The sequence below is a fragment of the Bradyrhizobium sp. 604_D8_N2_3 genome (assembly GCF_051810765.1).
GTDB classification, from domain to species: Bacteria; Pseudomonadota; Alphaproteobacteria; order Rhizobiales; family Xanthobacteraceae; genus Bradyrhizobium; species Bradyrhizobium barranii.
In genome coordinates, this window is sequence record NZ_JBPWPM010000001.1 from 8,793,925 (window position 1) to 8,808,491 (window position 14,567).

The 14,567-nt window shown below is 65.3% G+C and carries 15 protein-coding genes; 10 read left to right on the forward strand and 5 right to left on the reverse strand.

The genetic code is table 11. The features are described from left to right. Nucleotides 1-121: 121 nt before the first annotated feature. The gene (locus AB7245_RS42250; protein ID WP_085400931.1) at nt 122-1,336 is read right to left on the reverse strand and encodes a hypothetical protein; all 1,215 of its coding nucleotides are present in this window, start codon (nt 1,334-1,336) and stop codon (nt 122-124) included. 56 nt (nt 1,337-1,392) lie between these two features. Beyond that, nucleotides 1,393-2,019: an NUDIX hydrolase gene (locus tag AB7245_RS42255; protein WP_085400930.1), complete on the reverse strand. Its 627-nt coding sequence runs from the start codon at nt 2,017-2,019 to the stop codon at nt 1,393-1,395. A 71-nt stretch (nt 2,020-2,090) separates the two neighbouring features. On the opposite strand from AB7245_RS42255, the gene AB7245_RS42260 reads away from it, so the two are divergent. The 7 genes from AB7245_RS42260 to AB7245_RS42290 all read left to right on the forward strand — a co-directional run bounded on the left by AB7245_RS42260 (nt 2,091) and on the right by AB7245_RS42290 (nt 7,531). Beyond that, entirely contained in the window at nt 2,091-2,516 is a 426-nt protein-coding gene (locus AB7245_RS42260; protein WP_063986737.1) for a PaaI family thioesterase, read from the forward strand. A gap of 305 nt (nt 2,517-2,821) precedes the next feature. After that, complete coding sequence (locus AB7245_RS42265; protein WP_085400928.1) at nt 2,822-3,832, forward strand: aldo/keto reductase; 1,011 nt, start codon at nt 2,822-2,824, stop codon at nt 3,830-3,832. Between the two features lie 12 nt (nt 3,833-3,844). After that, on the forward strand, nt 3,845-5,161 hold the full coding sequence (locus tag AB7245_RS42270; protein WP_085400926.1) for a tetratricopeptide repeat protein: 1,317 nt from the start codon (nt 3,845-3,847) through the stop codon (nt 5,159-5,161). Nucleotides 5,162-5,363: 202 nt separating this feature from the next. Further along, complete coding sequence (locus AB7245_RS42275; protein ID WP_071917092.1) at nt 5,364-5,939, forward strand: hypothetical protein; 576 nt, start codon at nt 5,364-5,366, stop codon at nt 5,937-5,939. Nucleotides 5,940-5,994: 55 nt separating this feature from the next. Further along, on the forward strand, nt 5,995-6,342 hold the full coding sequence (locus tag AB7245_RS42280; protein WP_085400925.1) for a DUF3088 domain-containing protein: 348 nt from the start codon (nt 5,995-5,997) through the stop codon (nt 6,340-6,342). A 171-nt stretch (nt 6,343-6,513) separates the two neighbouring features. After that, entirely contained in the window at nt 6,514-7,089 is a 576-nt protein-coding gene (locus tag AB7245_RS42285) for a cysteine hydrolase family protein (RefSeq protein ID WP_085400923.1), read from the forward strand. A 121-nt stretch (nt 7,090-7,210) separates the two neighbouring features. Further along, nucleotides 7,211-7,531, forward strand: coding sequence for a hypothetical protein (locus AB7245_RS42290; RefSeq protein ID WP_085400922.1), 321 nt, complete (start codon nt 7,211-7,213; stop codon nt 7,529-7,531). Nucleotides 7,532-7,562: 31 nt separating this feature from the next. Here AB7245_RS42290 and AB7245_RS42295 read toward each other — a convergent pair whose 3' ends face one another. From AB7245_RS42295 to AB7245_RS42305, 3 genes are read right to left on the reverse strand one after another with little or no spacing between them, the layout of a single operon-like run. Beyond that, the gene (locus AB7245_RS42295; RefSeq protein WP_135215754.1) at nt 7,563-8,831 is read right to left on the reverse strand and encodes a flavin monoamine oxidase family protein; all 1,269 of its coding nucleotides are present in this window, start codon (nt 8,829-8,831) and stop codon (nt 7,563-7,565) included. A 9-nt stretch (nt 8,832-8,840) separates the two neighbouring features. Beyond that, nucleotides 8,841-9,551 (reverse strand): RibD family protein, encoded by a 711-nt coding sequence (locus AB7245_RS42300; protein WP_085400920.1) that lies wholly within the window; start codon nt 9,549-9,551, stop codon nt 8,841-8,843. A gap of 19 nt (nt 9,552-9,570) precedes the next feature. Continuing rightward, nucleotides 9,571-10,233, reverse strand: a complete 663-nt coding sequence (locus tag AB7245_RS42305) for an FABP family protein (RefSeq protein ID WP_063985871.1) — start codon at nt 10,231-10,233, stop codon at nt 9,571-9,573. A gap of 143 nt (nt 10,234-10,376) precedes the next feature. Here AB7245_RS42305 and AB7245_RS42310 point away from each other — a divergent pair, with 143 nt between their 5' ends. The 3 genes from AB7245_RS42310 to AB7245_RS42320 all read left to right on the forward strand — a co-directional run bounded on the left by AB7245_RS42310 (nt 10,377) and on the right by AB7245_RS42320 (nt 14,418). Then, nucleotides 10,377-12,497, forward strand: a complete 2,121-nt coding sequence (locus AB7245_RS42310; protein WP_085400919.1) for an ATP-binding protein — start codon at nt 10,377-10,379, stop codon at nt 12,495-12,497. Between the two features lie 900 nt (nt 12,498-13,397). After that, on the forward strand, nt 13,398-13,625 hold the full coding sequence (locus tag AB7245_RS42315) for a DUF3551 domain-containing protein (protein WP_084795314.1): 228 nt from the start codon (nt 13,398-13,400) through the stop codon (nt 13,623-13,625). A gap of 409 nt (nt 13,626-14,034) precedes the next feature. Continuing rightward, nucleotides 14,035-14,418, forward strand: a complete 384-nt coding sequence (locus tag AB7245_RS42320; protein WP_028147401.1) for a PLDc N-terminal domain-containing protein — start codon at nt 14,035-14,037, stop codon at nt 14,416-14,418. Nucleotides 14,419-14,567: the final 149 nt, after the last annotated feature.

Consider the following 14,567-nt stretch of genomic DNA (forward strand, 5'->3'; position numbering starts at 1 on the left):
TTGCGCACTGGGGCGGGTGATCCAGTATTCCAGAGGCCGTTGTGCTTCAATCGAGAGGCTGCGGCGTACTGGATGCCCCGGTCAAGCCGGGGCATGACAGCGGAGGATGTGGCAGCGAGGACTAGAACGCCCCCGCCAGCTCCCGTGCGCCGGCATTGTTGCTGTTCGAGTCCATCCGCGTATCCGTCACCGCCAGCAGCTTGGCCACCGTGTTGTGGCGGATCGCGACCGGGTTGCGCTCGTAGCCGCCGCGCTGGAAGAAGTTCGAGGTCGGCACCTGCTCGCGCATCGCCTGCGGCATCGTCACCATGTCGAGGCCGGTGCCGTCGCCGGTGAGGTTCATCATCTCGAGCTCGGCGGCGGTGAGCGGCCGGGTGTAGCCCTTGGTGCGCGCGAACAGCACCGAAGTCAAAAGCTTATGGGTTTGCAGCATCGGGCCGATATCGATGTCCAGCACCATGGCATGCATGGCCCAGCCCTGCGCGGTGTTGCCGATCTTCTCGTGCTCCGACCAGGTGTCCGGCACCGATTTCGCCTGCGCCACCATCTTCTTCAGCACGGCAAGCTTGTGCTCGAGCGGCTGGCGCGCCGGCCCGGACGTCCGCGCCACCTTGTCGGAAAGCGCGCGGATGAGTTCATGGCCCTGCTCGGCCAGCAGCTCGACGCTGTTGGTGGTCAGGAGCTGGTTGTAGCCCATCGCGGTCGAGATCGCGCGCTTGCCGCCATGCTCAATACCCGCCTGCACGTCGTAATTGCCGGTGCCGCCGGTCTCGAACGAATAGACCCGCACCGCCTGCTCGCGCGTCAGCCCCGAGGCGAGCGCGTAGCGCGCATAGGCGCGCTTGAACTCGACCTCGCTGGACGGCCGCTGCGGCGTGAACTGATAGAGCTCGCGTGCCGCCTGCAGGAGATCGGCGACCACCGGTATCGGCTTTCTGGTCGGACGATCCGGCGTTTCTTCCGGCTCCGGATTCACCGGCCGCTTCGGCCCGTTATAGAGCGGCGGATGCTGCAGCACATAATCGTCAAGCGTCACCTGCTGTCCGCTGCGCCGCTTGGCGTTGCGGCCTTTCCGCTTCTCGGAGATCTGGCTCCAATAGGCACCCGCCTCTTCGTCGAAGGCCCCGCGCGCCGCCTGATATTCCTGCAGCTTGCGGCGATATTCGAGCACGGCCGGCGACGCGCCACCCTGCGCAAAGAACTGCGACAGCAACTGGGCCTTGGCATCGCGGACGGCCGGCGGCAGCGCGTCGGCCTCGCCGCCTCGCGCAGTGGGCGCGAGCAGGACGAGCGCGAATGGAACTAGCGCGAGATGTTTTCGAATCGAATGATGCATGCTGCCCTCTTAGCAGGCATCCGGTAACCGTCACGTTAACGCGCCGTTTACCATCGTCACTTCCAGGCGAACACCGGCTGTTCCAGCTCGGTGACGCGGGTGTGACGTCCCGCCAGCACCTCACGGAACTGGTAGATCAGCGCCGCGGTCGGCGCGTGGATCAGGCTCTTCTCGTGATGGAAGCGGATCACGCGGCGGGAGCTTTCGGGAATCGCGATGAAGTCGAACGCGTCTTCGCGCTCGATCGTCGCGAGCGCGATGCGGTGGACCGAGGCGACCTCATCCGGGTTCGGCCGGATCGCGGCACTGTCGGCCGTCCAGACCACCACCGGCGTGATCAGATAGCCGGAGCGAGTCGGATAATCGTCGAGCGTGCCGAGCACCTCCGCATGCGAAAGGCGGAGGCCAAGCTCCTCATCAAGCTCGCGCAGCGCCGCTTCGACCGGCGTCTCGCCGGCATCGCAGCGGCCGCCCGGCAAGGCCCATTGGCCGCGATGGGCGCGCAGGTGTGACGCGCGCAGCGTGAGCAGGAATGCGGTGTCATCGCCGTCACTCGCCGCGGTCAGCGCGACCGCCACCGCGGCGTGCTTCAATGCGGCGGGCGCATCATCCTCCGGCAGGCGCGTGAAGGCCGCGCAGGCAGCCGCGATATTCCGCCGTGTGGCATCGTCGAACGGTCTCATGATGCTTGACTACACCACGTCAGGCCCCGATGAAATGAGCTCGCAAGGCCCGCGCAGCAATGGACGACGACATGACCAACAAGGCCGCCGCAAGGCTCAAATCGGACGGCTGGAGCATCCTGGAGACCACGGGCTTCCTGCACCTGATCGGCCCCTTGTGGGAGCGCAAGGTCGACGGCCATTACGAATTCGCGCTCGCCACCGAGGACAAGCACCACAATCGCCGCGGCATGGTCCAGGGCGGCGTGATGATGACGTTCGCGGACCGCACCTGCGGCATGACCGCCCGCTACGTTTCCGGCAAGGAATTCATGGCGACGGTGCAGCTCGACACCCATTTCGTCGAGGCCGGGCAGATCGGCGACATCCTGATCTCCCGCCCCCGCGTGGTGCGCTCGACGCGCAGCCTCATCTTCATGAGCACCGAAGTCACCGTCGACGGCCGCTGCATCGTGATGGCGAATGGCGTGTTCAAGATCTTGAAGGGGCCGGGGTAGCGGCGCGCGGTCGGGCTGCCGCTCCAACCACACCCACCGCCGTCATTCCCGGCGAAAGCGGGGAATCCAGTACGCCGCGGCCTATCGGTTCAATCTTTGCCTCCTCGGAATACTGGATCGCCCGATCAAGTCGGGCGATGACAGCTGAGAGTTTGGCAAGCGGCCTCCCCAATCTCGTCATTGCGAGCGCAGCGAAGCAATCCAGTATCTCTCCGCGGATGCATCTCTGGATTGCTTCGCTGCGCTCGCAATGACGGAATTAGCTGGCTATGCTGCCAGCTTCGATAGCGTTGAGGAAACAGCCCATGCAATACCGCCAGCTCGGCCGCACCGGCCTGAAAGTCTCGCCGATCTGTCTGGGCACCATGATGTTCGGCGGGCCGACCGATGAAGCCGCATCAAACCGGATCATCGCGAAAGCGCATGAGGCCGGGATCAATTTCATCGACACGGCGGATGCCTATTCGAAGGGCGCATCCGAGGAGGTCGTCGGCCGCGCCATCGGCAACAACCGGCACGCCTGGGTGCTCGCCACAAAACTCGCCAACCCCATGGGTGACGATCCCAACCGTGTCGGCCTGTCGCGGCGCTGGGTGTTGCAGGCCGCCGATGAGAGCCTGAAGCGGCTCGGCACCGACCACATCGACATCTACTATCTGCACAAGGAAGACCATGCGACACCGCTGGAGGAGACGGTGCGCGCGATGGGCGATCTGATCCGCGCCGGCAAGGTGCGCTATTTCGGCGTCTCGAACTACCGCGCCTGGCGCGTCGCCGAGATCTGCAACATCTGCGACCGGCTCGGCATCGACCGGCCCGCGGTGAGCCAGCCCTATTACAACGCGATGAATCGCATGCCGGAGGTCGAGCACTTCCCGGCCTGTTCCTACTACGGCCTCGGCATCGTGCCCTACAGCCCGCTGGCGCGCGGCGTGCTCACCGGCAAGTACAAGCCCGACGCCGCGCCGGACAAGGAGACACGCGCCGGCCGCAACGACACCCGCATGATGCAGACGGAATGGCGACCGGAATCGCTCCAGCTCGCGCAGGAGATCAAGACCCACGCCGAGAAGAAAGGCATCACCGCCGGCCAGTTCGCGGTCGCCTGGGTGCTGAACTCCGCCTTTGTCAGCTCGATCGTCGCCGGCCCACGCACCGAGGAGCAGTGGGACGGCTACATCCGCGCGCTCGACTACCGCTTCACGGCGAATGACGAGGCGCTGATCGACCGGCTGGTCGTGCCGGGCCATCCCTCGACGCCGGGCTACAACGACCCCGCCTATCCGATCGAGGGACGCCGCGCGCGGACGGCTTGAGAGCTGAAGACGATGACGGCGCACGAAGACCGCTACGGCCTTTCACTCTCGACGTCTTCGCACGAGGCGGCAAGCGCCTATCGCGAAGGCGTCGATCTCATGCTGGCCGGTTGGACCGGTACGGCGGAGGCGCTGGAACGCGCGATTGCGGCCGATCCGGATTTCGCGCTTCCCCATATCGCCCGCGCCCGCGTGCATGCCTTCTATCAGCAGGGCGACCTCGCGCGGCAGAAGGCGGCACGCGCGCGCGAGCTCACAGCGAAACGCGGCACGGAGCGCGAGCGCTCGCATGTCGAGACGCTGGCGCTTGCGATCGAGGGCCGGCTGCCCGAGGCCATCGCATCGACGCTGAAGCATGTCGAGAGCTGGCCGCGCGACGCTGTGGTGCTGTCGCTGCCGCTCGGCGCGTTCGGCCTGTTCGCGTTTTCCGGCATGCCCGATCACGACCGCGCCCGGCACGAGCTGTGCGAGCGCGTCGCGCAGCATTATGGCGAGGACTGGTGGTTTCTCACCATGTCCGGCTGGGCGATGACGGAGAATGGCGACGTCGCGCGCGGCCGCGGCGTCACCGAGCGCGGTTTTGACCTGCGCCGCCAGAATGCCCACGCCGCGCACGCCGTGCTGCATGCGATGTTCGAGGACGGCTCGATCGACGCGGCTGACCGTCTCGTCGACGCATGGATCCCCTCTTACGACCGTACCGGCATCCTGCACGGCCATATTCGCTGGCACCAGGCGCTCGGCGCGCTCGAGCATGGCGATGCGGCGCGCGCGCTTGCGATCTATGCCGACGTACTTCGGCCCTCCGCCACGAAGGCGCCGCCGCTCAACGTCGTCACCGACGGCGCCTCGCTGCTCTGGCGCCTGTCGGCTTACGGCCACACCGTGCCGGAAGCGCTCTGGCTCGAGGCCGATGCCACCGCGCAAAAACTGTTTCCAAAATCGAGCCTGCCCTTTGCCGACGTCCACATGGCACTGTTCGCTGCGGCGACGCAGAACCAGGAGGCGCTCGCCGCGCGCCTCGCGGCGATCGAGCAGCGGCTCGGCGACGGCAGGCTGCCGGCCGGTCCCGTGGTGCCGGCAATCTGCCGTGCGCTCGTGGCCTTTGCCCGCGAGGATTACACCTCATGCGTGCGAACGCTCGGGCCCGTCCTCGGCGAGGTCGTGCGCATCGGCGGCAGCCATGCCCAGCGCGAACTGATCGAGGATACCTACATCGTCGCGCTCATGCGCAGCGGCGAGCTGCCCCGCGCCCGCGCGCTGCTCGACGCCCGCCTGCACCGCCGGCCCTCGCTTCGCGATACGCGCTGGCAGGCGGCGACCGTTTAGCTCTGCCACGAAAAAAACATCGGTCTGGCAGCAAGTGGCCTGCTAGGACGGGATGGGGCGATCGGATGAATCGCCGATGGGTGGTGCGGTGGTATTCCAGTCGGGTTTAGCTGAACAAACGGGATCGCAACCAATTTGTGGTTCGCTCGTTGTTGAGCGGAACTTTTCCGCCGCCGTGGCCCCCTGGCATACGAGCCTGATGATGCGCCTCCGCCGACCGGTCCTCGCCGCGGCCCTCGCGACTCTCGCAAGCCCTTGTTTTGCCGAGTCTTCCGCGCCCATCCCCGTCAACAACCCGCCGGCGCAGAACGCCTTCATCGACCTGCTGGCGCTGATGTCGGGCCACTGCAAGACGCTGAAGGTCGCGGGGCGCACCTTCGCGTGCAAGACGGTGGCTTACGCCCATGGTGACAAGGGCCGGGTCAATTTCGCGGTCGCCGTCGACGATCCCTCCGACGCCAACCATGTCGTGTCGTTCTCCGGCGAGAACGGCCAGCGCGCGGACGACAATTCCTACGAGCTGCGAATCGACCGCATGCTGCTCAATTCCAAGGACCGGCCCAAGGTCGACGGCCTGCCGGTGCCGGCCGAGCAGACCTCGACCGGCGTCTGCCGCCAGACCGGCAATTTCGCCGCAAGGAAGGTGACGGACGTCACCTGCACGGCGACCGACAGCGAGGGCCGCCGATACGAGCTGCTGTTCGTCTCCGACGGCAAGCCGGTGAGCGTACGTCGCATCCGGCAATCGTCGCCATCGATCCAGGATCCGTTCAAGTAACGGCATCATCCGCTGCTGCCGGCATGTATGATCGCGCCATGCTTTGGAGCGATTCATGACGCGCGACCGCCTGTTTCTGCTGCGCCCTGGCTTCGAGGACCCCGCCTTTCCGGGTCAGCGCTTCTATTGCTGGCATTGCGCGCTGATCGAGGGCGTGCTCGCCTCGTTTCCGCAGCTCGCCGAACAGCTCGACGTTGAGCGCATCGCATGGCCGCGGCCAAGGCTGCCGGTGATCGCGCTGGTCGGCGAGGAGAACCAGTCGCTGCCGCTGCTCGTGCTGGCCGACGGGACGACGTCGCCGCATCAGACCGGCAGTCACCACGGCCGCACCTTCATTGCCGACAAGGACGCGATCCTCGCCGCGCTCACTGAACGCCACGGGTTTCCCGATCCGCATCCGTGAGGGCCGAGCACGCGCGCAGCTCTCCGTGTCCCGGACGCAGTGCGGCGCGTAGCGCCGCTCCGCAGAGCCGGGGCACGAGAGCTGTCGCGAAACGAGGGAAAATCGACATTGCCTGCCACGTCGGTCGCCCCGCATACTTCGCGCAGCAAGCAAGTCTGGAAGCCGCTCCTTATGTCCCACTCCCTCCCCGCCCTCGTCGTCGTCGACGTCCAGCGCGCATTCGACGAATGGGAGGCGGCCGGCAAGCGGCGCAACAATCCGGACGCGGTGGCGCGCATCGCCGATCTGCTGAAGGCATTCAGGAAGCGCGGCGCGCCGATCTTCCACATCCGCCACGAGGGCACGAAGCCGAATTCGTCGTTCCTGCCGCAAAGCTCCGGCTACGCGGTCAAGGACGAGGCGCGCGAAGCGCCGGGCGAGGCGGTGGTCGTCAAGCGCGTCAACAGCGCCTTCATCGGCACCGATCTCGAGACACGCCTGCGCGCAGGCAACATCACGACGCTGGTAATCTGCGGCGCCACCACCAATCATTGCGTCGAGACGACGACGCGGATGGCCGGCAATCTCGGCTTCGACGCGAGCCTCGTGCGCGATGCGACCTGGACCTTCGACCGGATCGGACCAGATGGCGACAAGCATTCGGCTGAAGAAATTCATGCGATGACGCTGTCGAATCTCAACGACGAATTTGCGCGCATCGTCGCCGCCGCCGACGTGATCGCTTCGCTCGAAGCGATGCGACAATAGATCGCGCCACATCATTCACACGTCGATCGGAACTACGTCTGCGTCGTTTCGACGCCCGCACTGGCCGGAACGCAGCGGACAGCCATCTGTTATCACGCGACTTCTCAACTGGAGTGATGACATGAAGTATCTCTTTGTCGCGATGGCTGTAGGTGCTGCGGCGCTCGCCGGCGGATCCACGGCCAACGCGGCGGGCAAGGCCAGCGCGAAGCAGAACGCGCCAGCCGGCCAGTCCACCGACATCAGCGCGCAGCACAGGCACCACCACCACGGCCATCGCCATCACCAATGGCGCCATCACCACCACGGCTATTATCGTCCGCACTACCGGAACTATGGCTATTACCCGCGGCACCACGGCTATTACGGCGGCGGACCGTACGGCTATTATGGTGGCGGAGGTCCCGGCGTGACGTTCAGCTTCGGCGGCGGCCGCTGGTGAGAGTTAAGGCCCGCCTTGTGCGGGCCTTTTTTCATCCCCGCAAAATCATCTCTGCGGTCTCCAGCCCGCTCGCCAGCGCCGCCTCGACTGTCCCCATGTCGCGGCCGCGATAGAGCGCTTCGCCGGAGAACAGTACCGGACCGTCGGCGCGCGCAAGGATCGCCTGGGCCTCGCGCGTCCGCGGCGTCGCCCAGGAATAGGCGCCGCGGGCGAAGGGATCGTGCAGCCAGTTGGTCGCCGCAGCCGCCACGAGATCGCGCGCGATGTCGTCGCGCGACACGCCGAAGATGACCGCAAGCGAATCGACCCCGGCATCGATCAGCCCTTGCCGATCGAGCTTCGCAAGCTCGGCCGTGCGCGGCCCGCCGAACCAGCCGGTGAGCACGGGATGCTGGTCCGGATGCCGCGTCCACCACACCGGAATCGACTGGTCCGAGAGCAGGAAGGTCATGTCCGCGAGGTCTTCGTTTCGCTCGCGCCACCACGGCCGCGCGAACCGCAGCAGGATTTTTATCACGCTGCCGAAGCCGATATCGTCAGCTGCCGCAGCCTTCGCGCGTGCGGGCTCCGGAAGCGCGATCTCGCGCAACAACGGCAGCGGGACGGTGAGGATCGCGCGATCACAGCCATGCACGTCGCCGCCGGCACAGCGGACGGCCAGCGCGCCGCCCGTCTCCTCGATCGCCGACACCGCGCGGCCGAAGCGAAACGTCACGCCAAGCCCGCGGCACTCGCTCGCCAGAAAATCGATCAGCGCGCCGTAGCCGCCGACGATGCGCGCTTGGGTGTGATGCCCGCCGTCCATCCATTCCTCGCGCAGCGCCAGCGTCGAGGCGCGCTCGGGGTCGGCGGCGTCGTAGCCCTCGACCATGCGCTCGATCGAATGGCGCAGCCGGTCATACCTAGGCCCGGCGAAGTGGCCGCGGAGGAAATCGGCAACCGTGAGATCATCCTTCAACGCCCCTAGCGCGGCGTACAGCTCTGCCTCGTGCGGATCGTGACGGTCTTCGTGGGAGAGCCTCGTGCCGTCAAAGCTCCACTGGGTGCCTTCGATCTCCTGCAGCGACAGCCCCGCCTCGCGCACAAGCTTGCGCGTGACCGGCGCCTCGCCATGGACGAATTCCGCGCCGCCATCGGCGGGGTAGCCGAACTCCGACGCCGGCAGCGGATCGATGCGCCCGCCGCAGCGCTCGCGCGCCTCCAGGATCGTGACCGTCCTGCCCACGCGTGCCAGCTCGCGCGCCGCCATCAGCCCGGCCGCGCCGGCACCGACGATGACGATGTGCTCCAATTGTCCCATGCCGATGCCTTACTTGGGCATCGCTTGCGGGTCGTTCTTGATCAGATACCGCAGCAGCAGAACGCCACTGCCGAGGTCGCGCGTGCTCTCCAGCGTCATCGCGGCGAGCGGCGCGCGCTTGTCGCTGTCCGCGTCCGTCGAATCGAACACGAAGGGTGCGCCCCTGGCGCCATCGATCGCGGGGCTGAGGATCAGGTTGAATTCGTCGATGAGACCGGCGCGCAGGAAGGCCCCATTGGCGACGCCGCCGCCCTCGACCAGCAAGCGCTTCACGCCGAGCTCGCGATTGAGGATGTCCAGCGTCAGCGCCAGGTCGATCTCGGACTTGCCGGCGAAGATGTAGGACACACCCTCGCCGCGCAGCCCGGCCAGATGCGAATCCGGCACGCCCTCGGTCAGCACCACGACGATCGGGTCACCGCCAATGTCTGACCGGCCCCAGCCGATCTTGCCCTGCGCGTCGAGCACGACGCCATAGGTTTTCGCATCGCGCCGCGCGAACCAGCTTTGGCGGGGAAATGTCTCGCCCGCCGTTGCGGGATAGGGCTTGCCCTTGGCGAACTCGGAGCCGGTGACGCGGCCGATCACCCAGGCGTCGCCGCCGAGTTCGTCATGGATCTTCTCGAACCAGTCTGTGCCCGCCCCCTTCGGCCGCCAGCGGCTGGGATGCGTGCGGCCGTCCAGGCTGGAATGCATCAGGCAAATGACGTAGGGCTTCATGCAATTCTCCGGGTACGCTTCAGGCCGCTGATCCATCGCGCCCGGCGCGATCCTTCACGATCACCGCCAGCGGATTGAGCTTGGGCGGCGCGACGAGCTTCAGCGTGTTGCTGTCGTGATGATTGAACGGCGCGCCGCGCACGAACAACTCGGTCTGGATCAGATAGCTCCAGCTTCCGTCATCGTTGAAGGTGATGTCGCAGCGATAGGAATCGGTGCGGAAGGCCTGTTCCAGGAAATCGGTCGAGCAGATTCCGTAAGCCGTGTCGCCGCGCTTCGCCGTGACCGATATCTTCCTGTCATCCGGCCCGGCCTTGCCCGAGGCGAGCAAGACCTGTCCGCGCGGAATCGCGAGCGTCTGCATGATCAGCCCGGTCGCGGGCTCCCACAGCCAATAGCCGACCTGGTCGTGGAAGGTGATGTCTTCCTCGGGCGTGTTGATGTGGATGTGATAGCGCAGCCCGTAAAACAGCTGCGGCCCGTTGGCCTGCGGGTCGATCGGGTCCATGCGGATGCGCTCGATGAAGGTCCGCCGCTCCGGCCCCTCCGCCTTCGGATTGATGTCGATGCCCTTGTCCGCCTGCCAGCTCCCTGCGAGACGGCGGAGCGGGCCGAGATTGGCAAGGCCGTCGGGCGAAACGTCCTCGGGCTCGGTGAAGATGTCGGCGGGAATGGGGAGCATGGGAACCTCGCGTCAAGTTGCGGGGAGCAGCAATAGCACAAGGACGGCGGGAATCGACTGGAATGGAACCAGAGCGCGCGCCGGGTGTTATCTGCGCTTGAGCACGAGCCCTCGAAAGCCGGCTCGAATGGGCAAGGACGCCCGTGTCACGCGTAGCGGGGGATCCGGTGCTGTCTGAGAAGGCTGCTCGGCGGTCGATTGAATTGGGCTTCCTCGCTGACGGAGGCAAGCTGGGCGCGATGATGAGCGCCCGCGACTGGTCGGATTCACCGCTCGGTCATCCCCGCGATTGGTCTCAGGCGCTGAAAACGACGGTCAGCATGCTGCTGGCCGCGCAAGCCCAGATCGTCCTGTTCTGGGGGCCCGACTTCGTCGCGCTCTACAATGACGCCTACGCCCCGGGCATCGGCGCCAATCATCCCCGCGCCCTCGGTCGCCCCGCGATCGAAAACTGGGGCGAGCTGTGGGACGATCTCGAACCGCTGCTATCAGGCGTGCGCCGAACCAGAAAGACATTCGCCGCCAAGGATCGACCGTTCTACGTCGAGCGCCACGGCTACGGCGAAACCAGCTACTGGGACGTCTCCTACTCGGCCGTGCGGGACGATGACGGCTCGGTCGGCGGAGTGCTTTGCATCGTGTCCGAGACGACGGAGCGCGTGCTGGGCGAGACGCGGCTGCGGGCGAGCGAAGCGCGATACAGGGAGCTGACCACGACCCTCGAGCAGCGCGTCGCCGAACGCACCGCCGAGCGTCATTTGCTGGCGACGATCGTGGAAACCACCGACGGACAGATCCAGGCGCTCGATCTCGATTATCGCTGGCTGGCGATCAACACGTCCTGCGCCGATGCCTATCAGCGCATCTACGGCAAGCGGCCGCAGATCGGCGATTCCCTGCAGCAGTTCCTGGCCGACCGGCCCGAGCATCTCGCGGCGGCAACCGCGATCTGGAGCCGGGCGCTGGCCGGCGAAGCCTTCACCAACATCGATGAGTTCGGCGATCCCCGGTTCGACCGCCGCGTCTACGAGATGAAGTTCGAGGCGCTCCGCGCTCCGGACGGCACGCGGATCGGCGCGTTCCTGACCGGGGTCGACGTGACGGATCGCCTGGAGGAGCAGGCGCGGCTCGCGCAGGCCGAGGAAGCGCTCCGCCAGGCCCAGAAGATGGAGGCCATGGGCCAGCTCACGGGCGGCGTCGCGCACGACTTCAACAATCTGCTCACGCCGATCGTCGGCCTGCTCGACCTGTTTCAGCGCAAGGGCATCGGCGGCGAGCGCGAGCATCGCCTCATCGCCGGCGCAGCACAGGCGGCCGAGCGCGCCAAGACGCTGGTTCAGCGCCTGCTCGCTTTCGCGCGCCGGCAACCGCTTCAGGCCATTCCCGTCAACATTGGTCTCCTCGTTGCCGAGATGGGCGACCTGATCTCGAGCACGACCGGGCCGCAGATCCAGGTGACGGTGGACACGCCGGAAGACCTTCCCGCGGCCATGGCCGATCCCAACCAGATCGAGATGGCGATCCTGAACCTCAGCGTGAACGCCAGGGATGCCATGCCCGGCGGCGGCAAGCTGCGCATCTCGGCGAAGGCCCGGACGATTGGAGACTCTCACAATTCGGAATTGGCACCGGGCGCCTATGTCTGCATCTCCGTCGCCGATACCGGCATCGGCATGGACGAGTTCACACTGGCCCACGCCGTCGAACCGTTCTTCTCGACCAAGGGCGTCGGGCGAGGCACCGGTCTTGGCCTCTCGATGGTCCACGGCCTTGCGTCACAGCTCGGCGGCGCGCTGACGATCAGGAGCGCCATGGGGGCTGGGACGACGGTCGAGCTGTGGCTGCCGGTCAGCCACGCCGTCGCGAGCGCCATTGATGCCGTCCCGCAATCAAAACTGCGGCCACAGCCCGTCGGCACGGCTCTGCTGGTGGATGACGAACCGCTGGTGCGCATGAGCACCGCCGAGATGCTGGGCGAGCTCGGCTACAACGTCGTCGAAGCCGCCTCGGCGGAGGACGCGCTTCAGCGCGTCAGGGAAGGCCTGCGGCCGAACCTGCTCGTCACCGACCATTTGATGCCCGGCATGAGCGGAACAGACCTCGGCCTCGCGCTGCGCAATCAATATCCCGAGCTCCAGATCCTCGTCGTGTCAGGCTACGCCAACAACGAGGGCATCACGCCGGACCTGTCGCTGCTGACGAAGCCGTTCCGAAGCGATGAGCTGGCGGCGAGCCTGGCGGGCTTGGCGAAGGCGGGGCGGTAGGCGACGCAAGCGGGCGAGCAGCTCGCATGAGCGAAAGCGACATGCCGGTGCGATGATGTGTATCGGCGATCACGCCGTGATTATCGATGCGCGGGCGACTGTACCCCAGTCCGATCGGAGGAGCCTGGCCTAGCCGACGAACCTCCTCAACCCCAGCCGCATCTACTTCAACGCCAGACTCTGGGCGTGAACTGAGAAGACCGAGGTGGAGGCCCGCCGGTTCACGCTGGCGGGCTCGCTACGTTCTGAGAGCGTCAACCGCGTGGGCGACGAGAACGCCGATGCTGAGTACGATCAGGCAAATAATCGCCGCTTGAAATAACATCGGAGTAAATCCCGTGGGCCAGGGTCGGCTTTTATAAGCCCTCACATTCCGCCAGCATTTGGCCACCCAGAAGGCGCTTCGGTGTCCGCCTCGTTACAAGTATGCAAGGTTCATTGGCCTTGCGCGACGACGTCTCACTCCTTCAAAGCGGTGCGAGAATCTACCAGACGATCAGCAGCACAACGATTACTGACATGGCGTAGATAGTCCTGCGGCCGATCCGGTTCATTCAAGAACCTCATATTCAAACGCCACGCCCTCGGGATCGTTCTCCCCGAACCATGTCTCTGCGGCTCCATCTGGCGCGACATCGGCGCCCGCCTGCCGCAGGCGGCGCAGATGAAACGGGGCTCGATATCCGAAAGCCGTACGTCATCCGGCCAGCGGTCCGCATTCAAGGACACGCAATGGCAATTGTTACGTTTACCTACAAGCGGTTCCGAGCCTGAATAGCATGAGCGCTTTTCGCGCCAGGTAGCATCAATAAACGCCCCAGCGTCTGGCAAGGGCTTTTACTGGCGGTATTCCCCTCGCGCCGCCAGTATATTCACCTCCATCCATCCACGGAGATCGATATGCATCGTGTCGCTCCGATGCTGACGTTACTCACTGCCGCTGTATTCCTTGCTTTTTTGGAGCCAGTCCGAGCTGCCGAGGCGGATCGATACTGCCTGCGAGGTCGCAATTGGGGCTTTCCGGGCAATTGTCAGTTCGCCACCCGCTCGCAATGCCTGGCTGCTGCTTCTGGCACGAACGCATATTGCGGCATCAACCCGCGCTATGCCGCTCCGCGGCGGCGCTAATCACCGCTCGGAGCTATTCGGCGGCACGGCATGGCAGAAGCAGTCAATCAAGGGAAGGCCCCCGATGCGAAAGCTTGCACTGTTCGTCATCCTGCTCTCGTTCGCAGGAATGGTCCCTTCCAGCGAATCATTTGCTCAGAGTGCGCTTCGAGGTGCCGTCATCGGTGGTGCTGTTGGTGGTCGCCGCGGCGCTGCCATAGGGGCGACGGCCGGAGCCATCGCGGGCGCCCACCGGCGACATCAACATTGGCATCGATATTATTGGAGGAACGGCAACTGCTGGTACCGCTCGACCAGCGGAAGGTCGCACCGCGTGTCGCATCGGTACTGCCGTTGAGCCTTCGCGTAGCGGGCCGTGCGACTGGCCTACAGGAAAGATCGAGAACGGCAACTCAATAAGGGGATCGCAATGTTCTTCGCTCAGGAAGGATTCACATATCGAAATTTTCTGATGGATATAATTGCTGTATTCGCATTTGTCGTTTGGTTCTGGCTGCTCATTGTCATCTATGGCGACCTGTTCAGGCGCCACGACATTTCCGGATGGGGTAAGGCACTGTGGGTGCTTGCACTTGTTCTGACCTCCTACCTCGGCATCTTTGCTTACCTCATCACCCAAGGCAGGGGGATGGCGGAACGCAGCGCTGAGCAGGCTCAGCGGGCGCGCGAGGAATTACGGCACATCGTCGGCTTTAGTGTCGCCGACGAGCTTTCCAAGCTCGATCAGCTCAAAAAATCGGGATCTATAACCGATACCGAGTACGGGCGCCTTCGCACCAAGCTGGTCTCCTAACCATCGGTGAGGGAAGCGGGGAGGCCCATGATGTTCGCAAAGCCTTTTGGCACCGTTGGAGCTCTTATTGCTGGCTTTGCAATTGCGTGGACTGAAAGCGCGCATGCGGAAATATTCATAACAACCGCCACCATATCGCAGGGCGAGTT

Bases quoted from the DNA above. Each gene is read 5' to 3' on its own strand.
- AB7245_RS42255 (WP_085400930.1), bottom strand. From the start codon at position 2,019: ATGAGACCGTTCGACGATGCCACACGGCGGAATATCGCGGCTGCCTGC.
- AB7245_RS42320 (WP_028147401.1), top strand. From the start codon at position 14,035: ATGTTCTTCGCTCAGGAAGGATTCACATATCGAAATTTTCTGATGGAT.
- AB7245_RS42265 (WP_085400928.1), top strand. From the start codon at position 2,822: ATGCAATACCGCCAGCTCGGCCGCACCGGCCTGAAAGTCTCGCCGATC.
- AB7245_RS42280 (WP_085400925.1), top strand. From the start codon at position 5,995: ATGACGCGCGACCGCCTGTTTCTGCTGCGCCCTGGCTTCGAGGACCCC.
- AB7245_RS42260 (WP_063986737.1), top strand. From the start codon at position 2,091: ATGACCAACAAGGCCGCCGCAAGGCTCAAATCGGACGGCTGGAGCATC.
- AB7245_RS42285 (WP_085400923.1), top strand. From the start codon at position 6,514: ATGTCCCACTCCCTCCCCGCCCTCGTCGTCGTCGACGTCCAGCGCGCA.
- AB7245_RS42295 (WP_135215754.1), bottom strand. From the start codon at position 8,831: ATGGGACAATTGGAGCACATCGTCATCGTCGGTGCCGGCGCGGCCGGG.
- AB7245_RS42270 (WP_085400926.1), top strand. From the start codon at position 3,845: ATGACGGCGCACGAAGACCGCTACGGCCTTTCACTCTCGACGTCTTCG.
- AB7245_RS42315 (WP_084795314.1), top strand. From the start codon at position 13,398: ATGCATCGTGTCGCTCCGATGCTGACGTTACTCACTGCCGCTGTATTC.
- AB7245_RS42275 (WP_071917092.1), top strand. From the start codon at position 5,364: ATGCGCCTCCGCCGACCGGTCCTCGCCGCGGCCCTCGCGACTCTCGCA.
- AB7245_RS42305 (WP_063985871.1), bottom strand. From the start codon at position 10,233: ATGCTCCCCATTCCCGCCGACATCTTCACCGAGCCCGAGGACGTTTCG.
- AB7245_RS42250 (WP_085400931.1), bottom strand. From the start codon at position 1,336: ATGCATCATTCGATTCGAAAACATCTCGCGCTAGTTCCATTCGCGCTC.
- AB7245_RS42290 (WP_085400922.1), top strand. From the start codon at position 7,211: ATGAAGTATCTCTTTGTCGCGATGGCTGTAGGTGCTGCGGCGCTCGCC.
- AB7245_RS42300 (WP_085400920.1), bottom strand. From the start codon at position 9,551: ATGAAGCCCTACGTCATTTGCCTGATGCATTCCAGCCTGGACGGCCGC.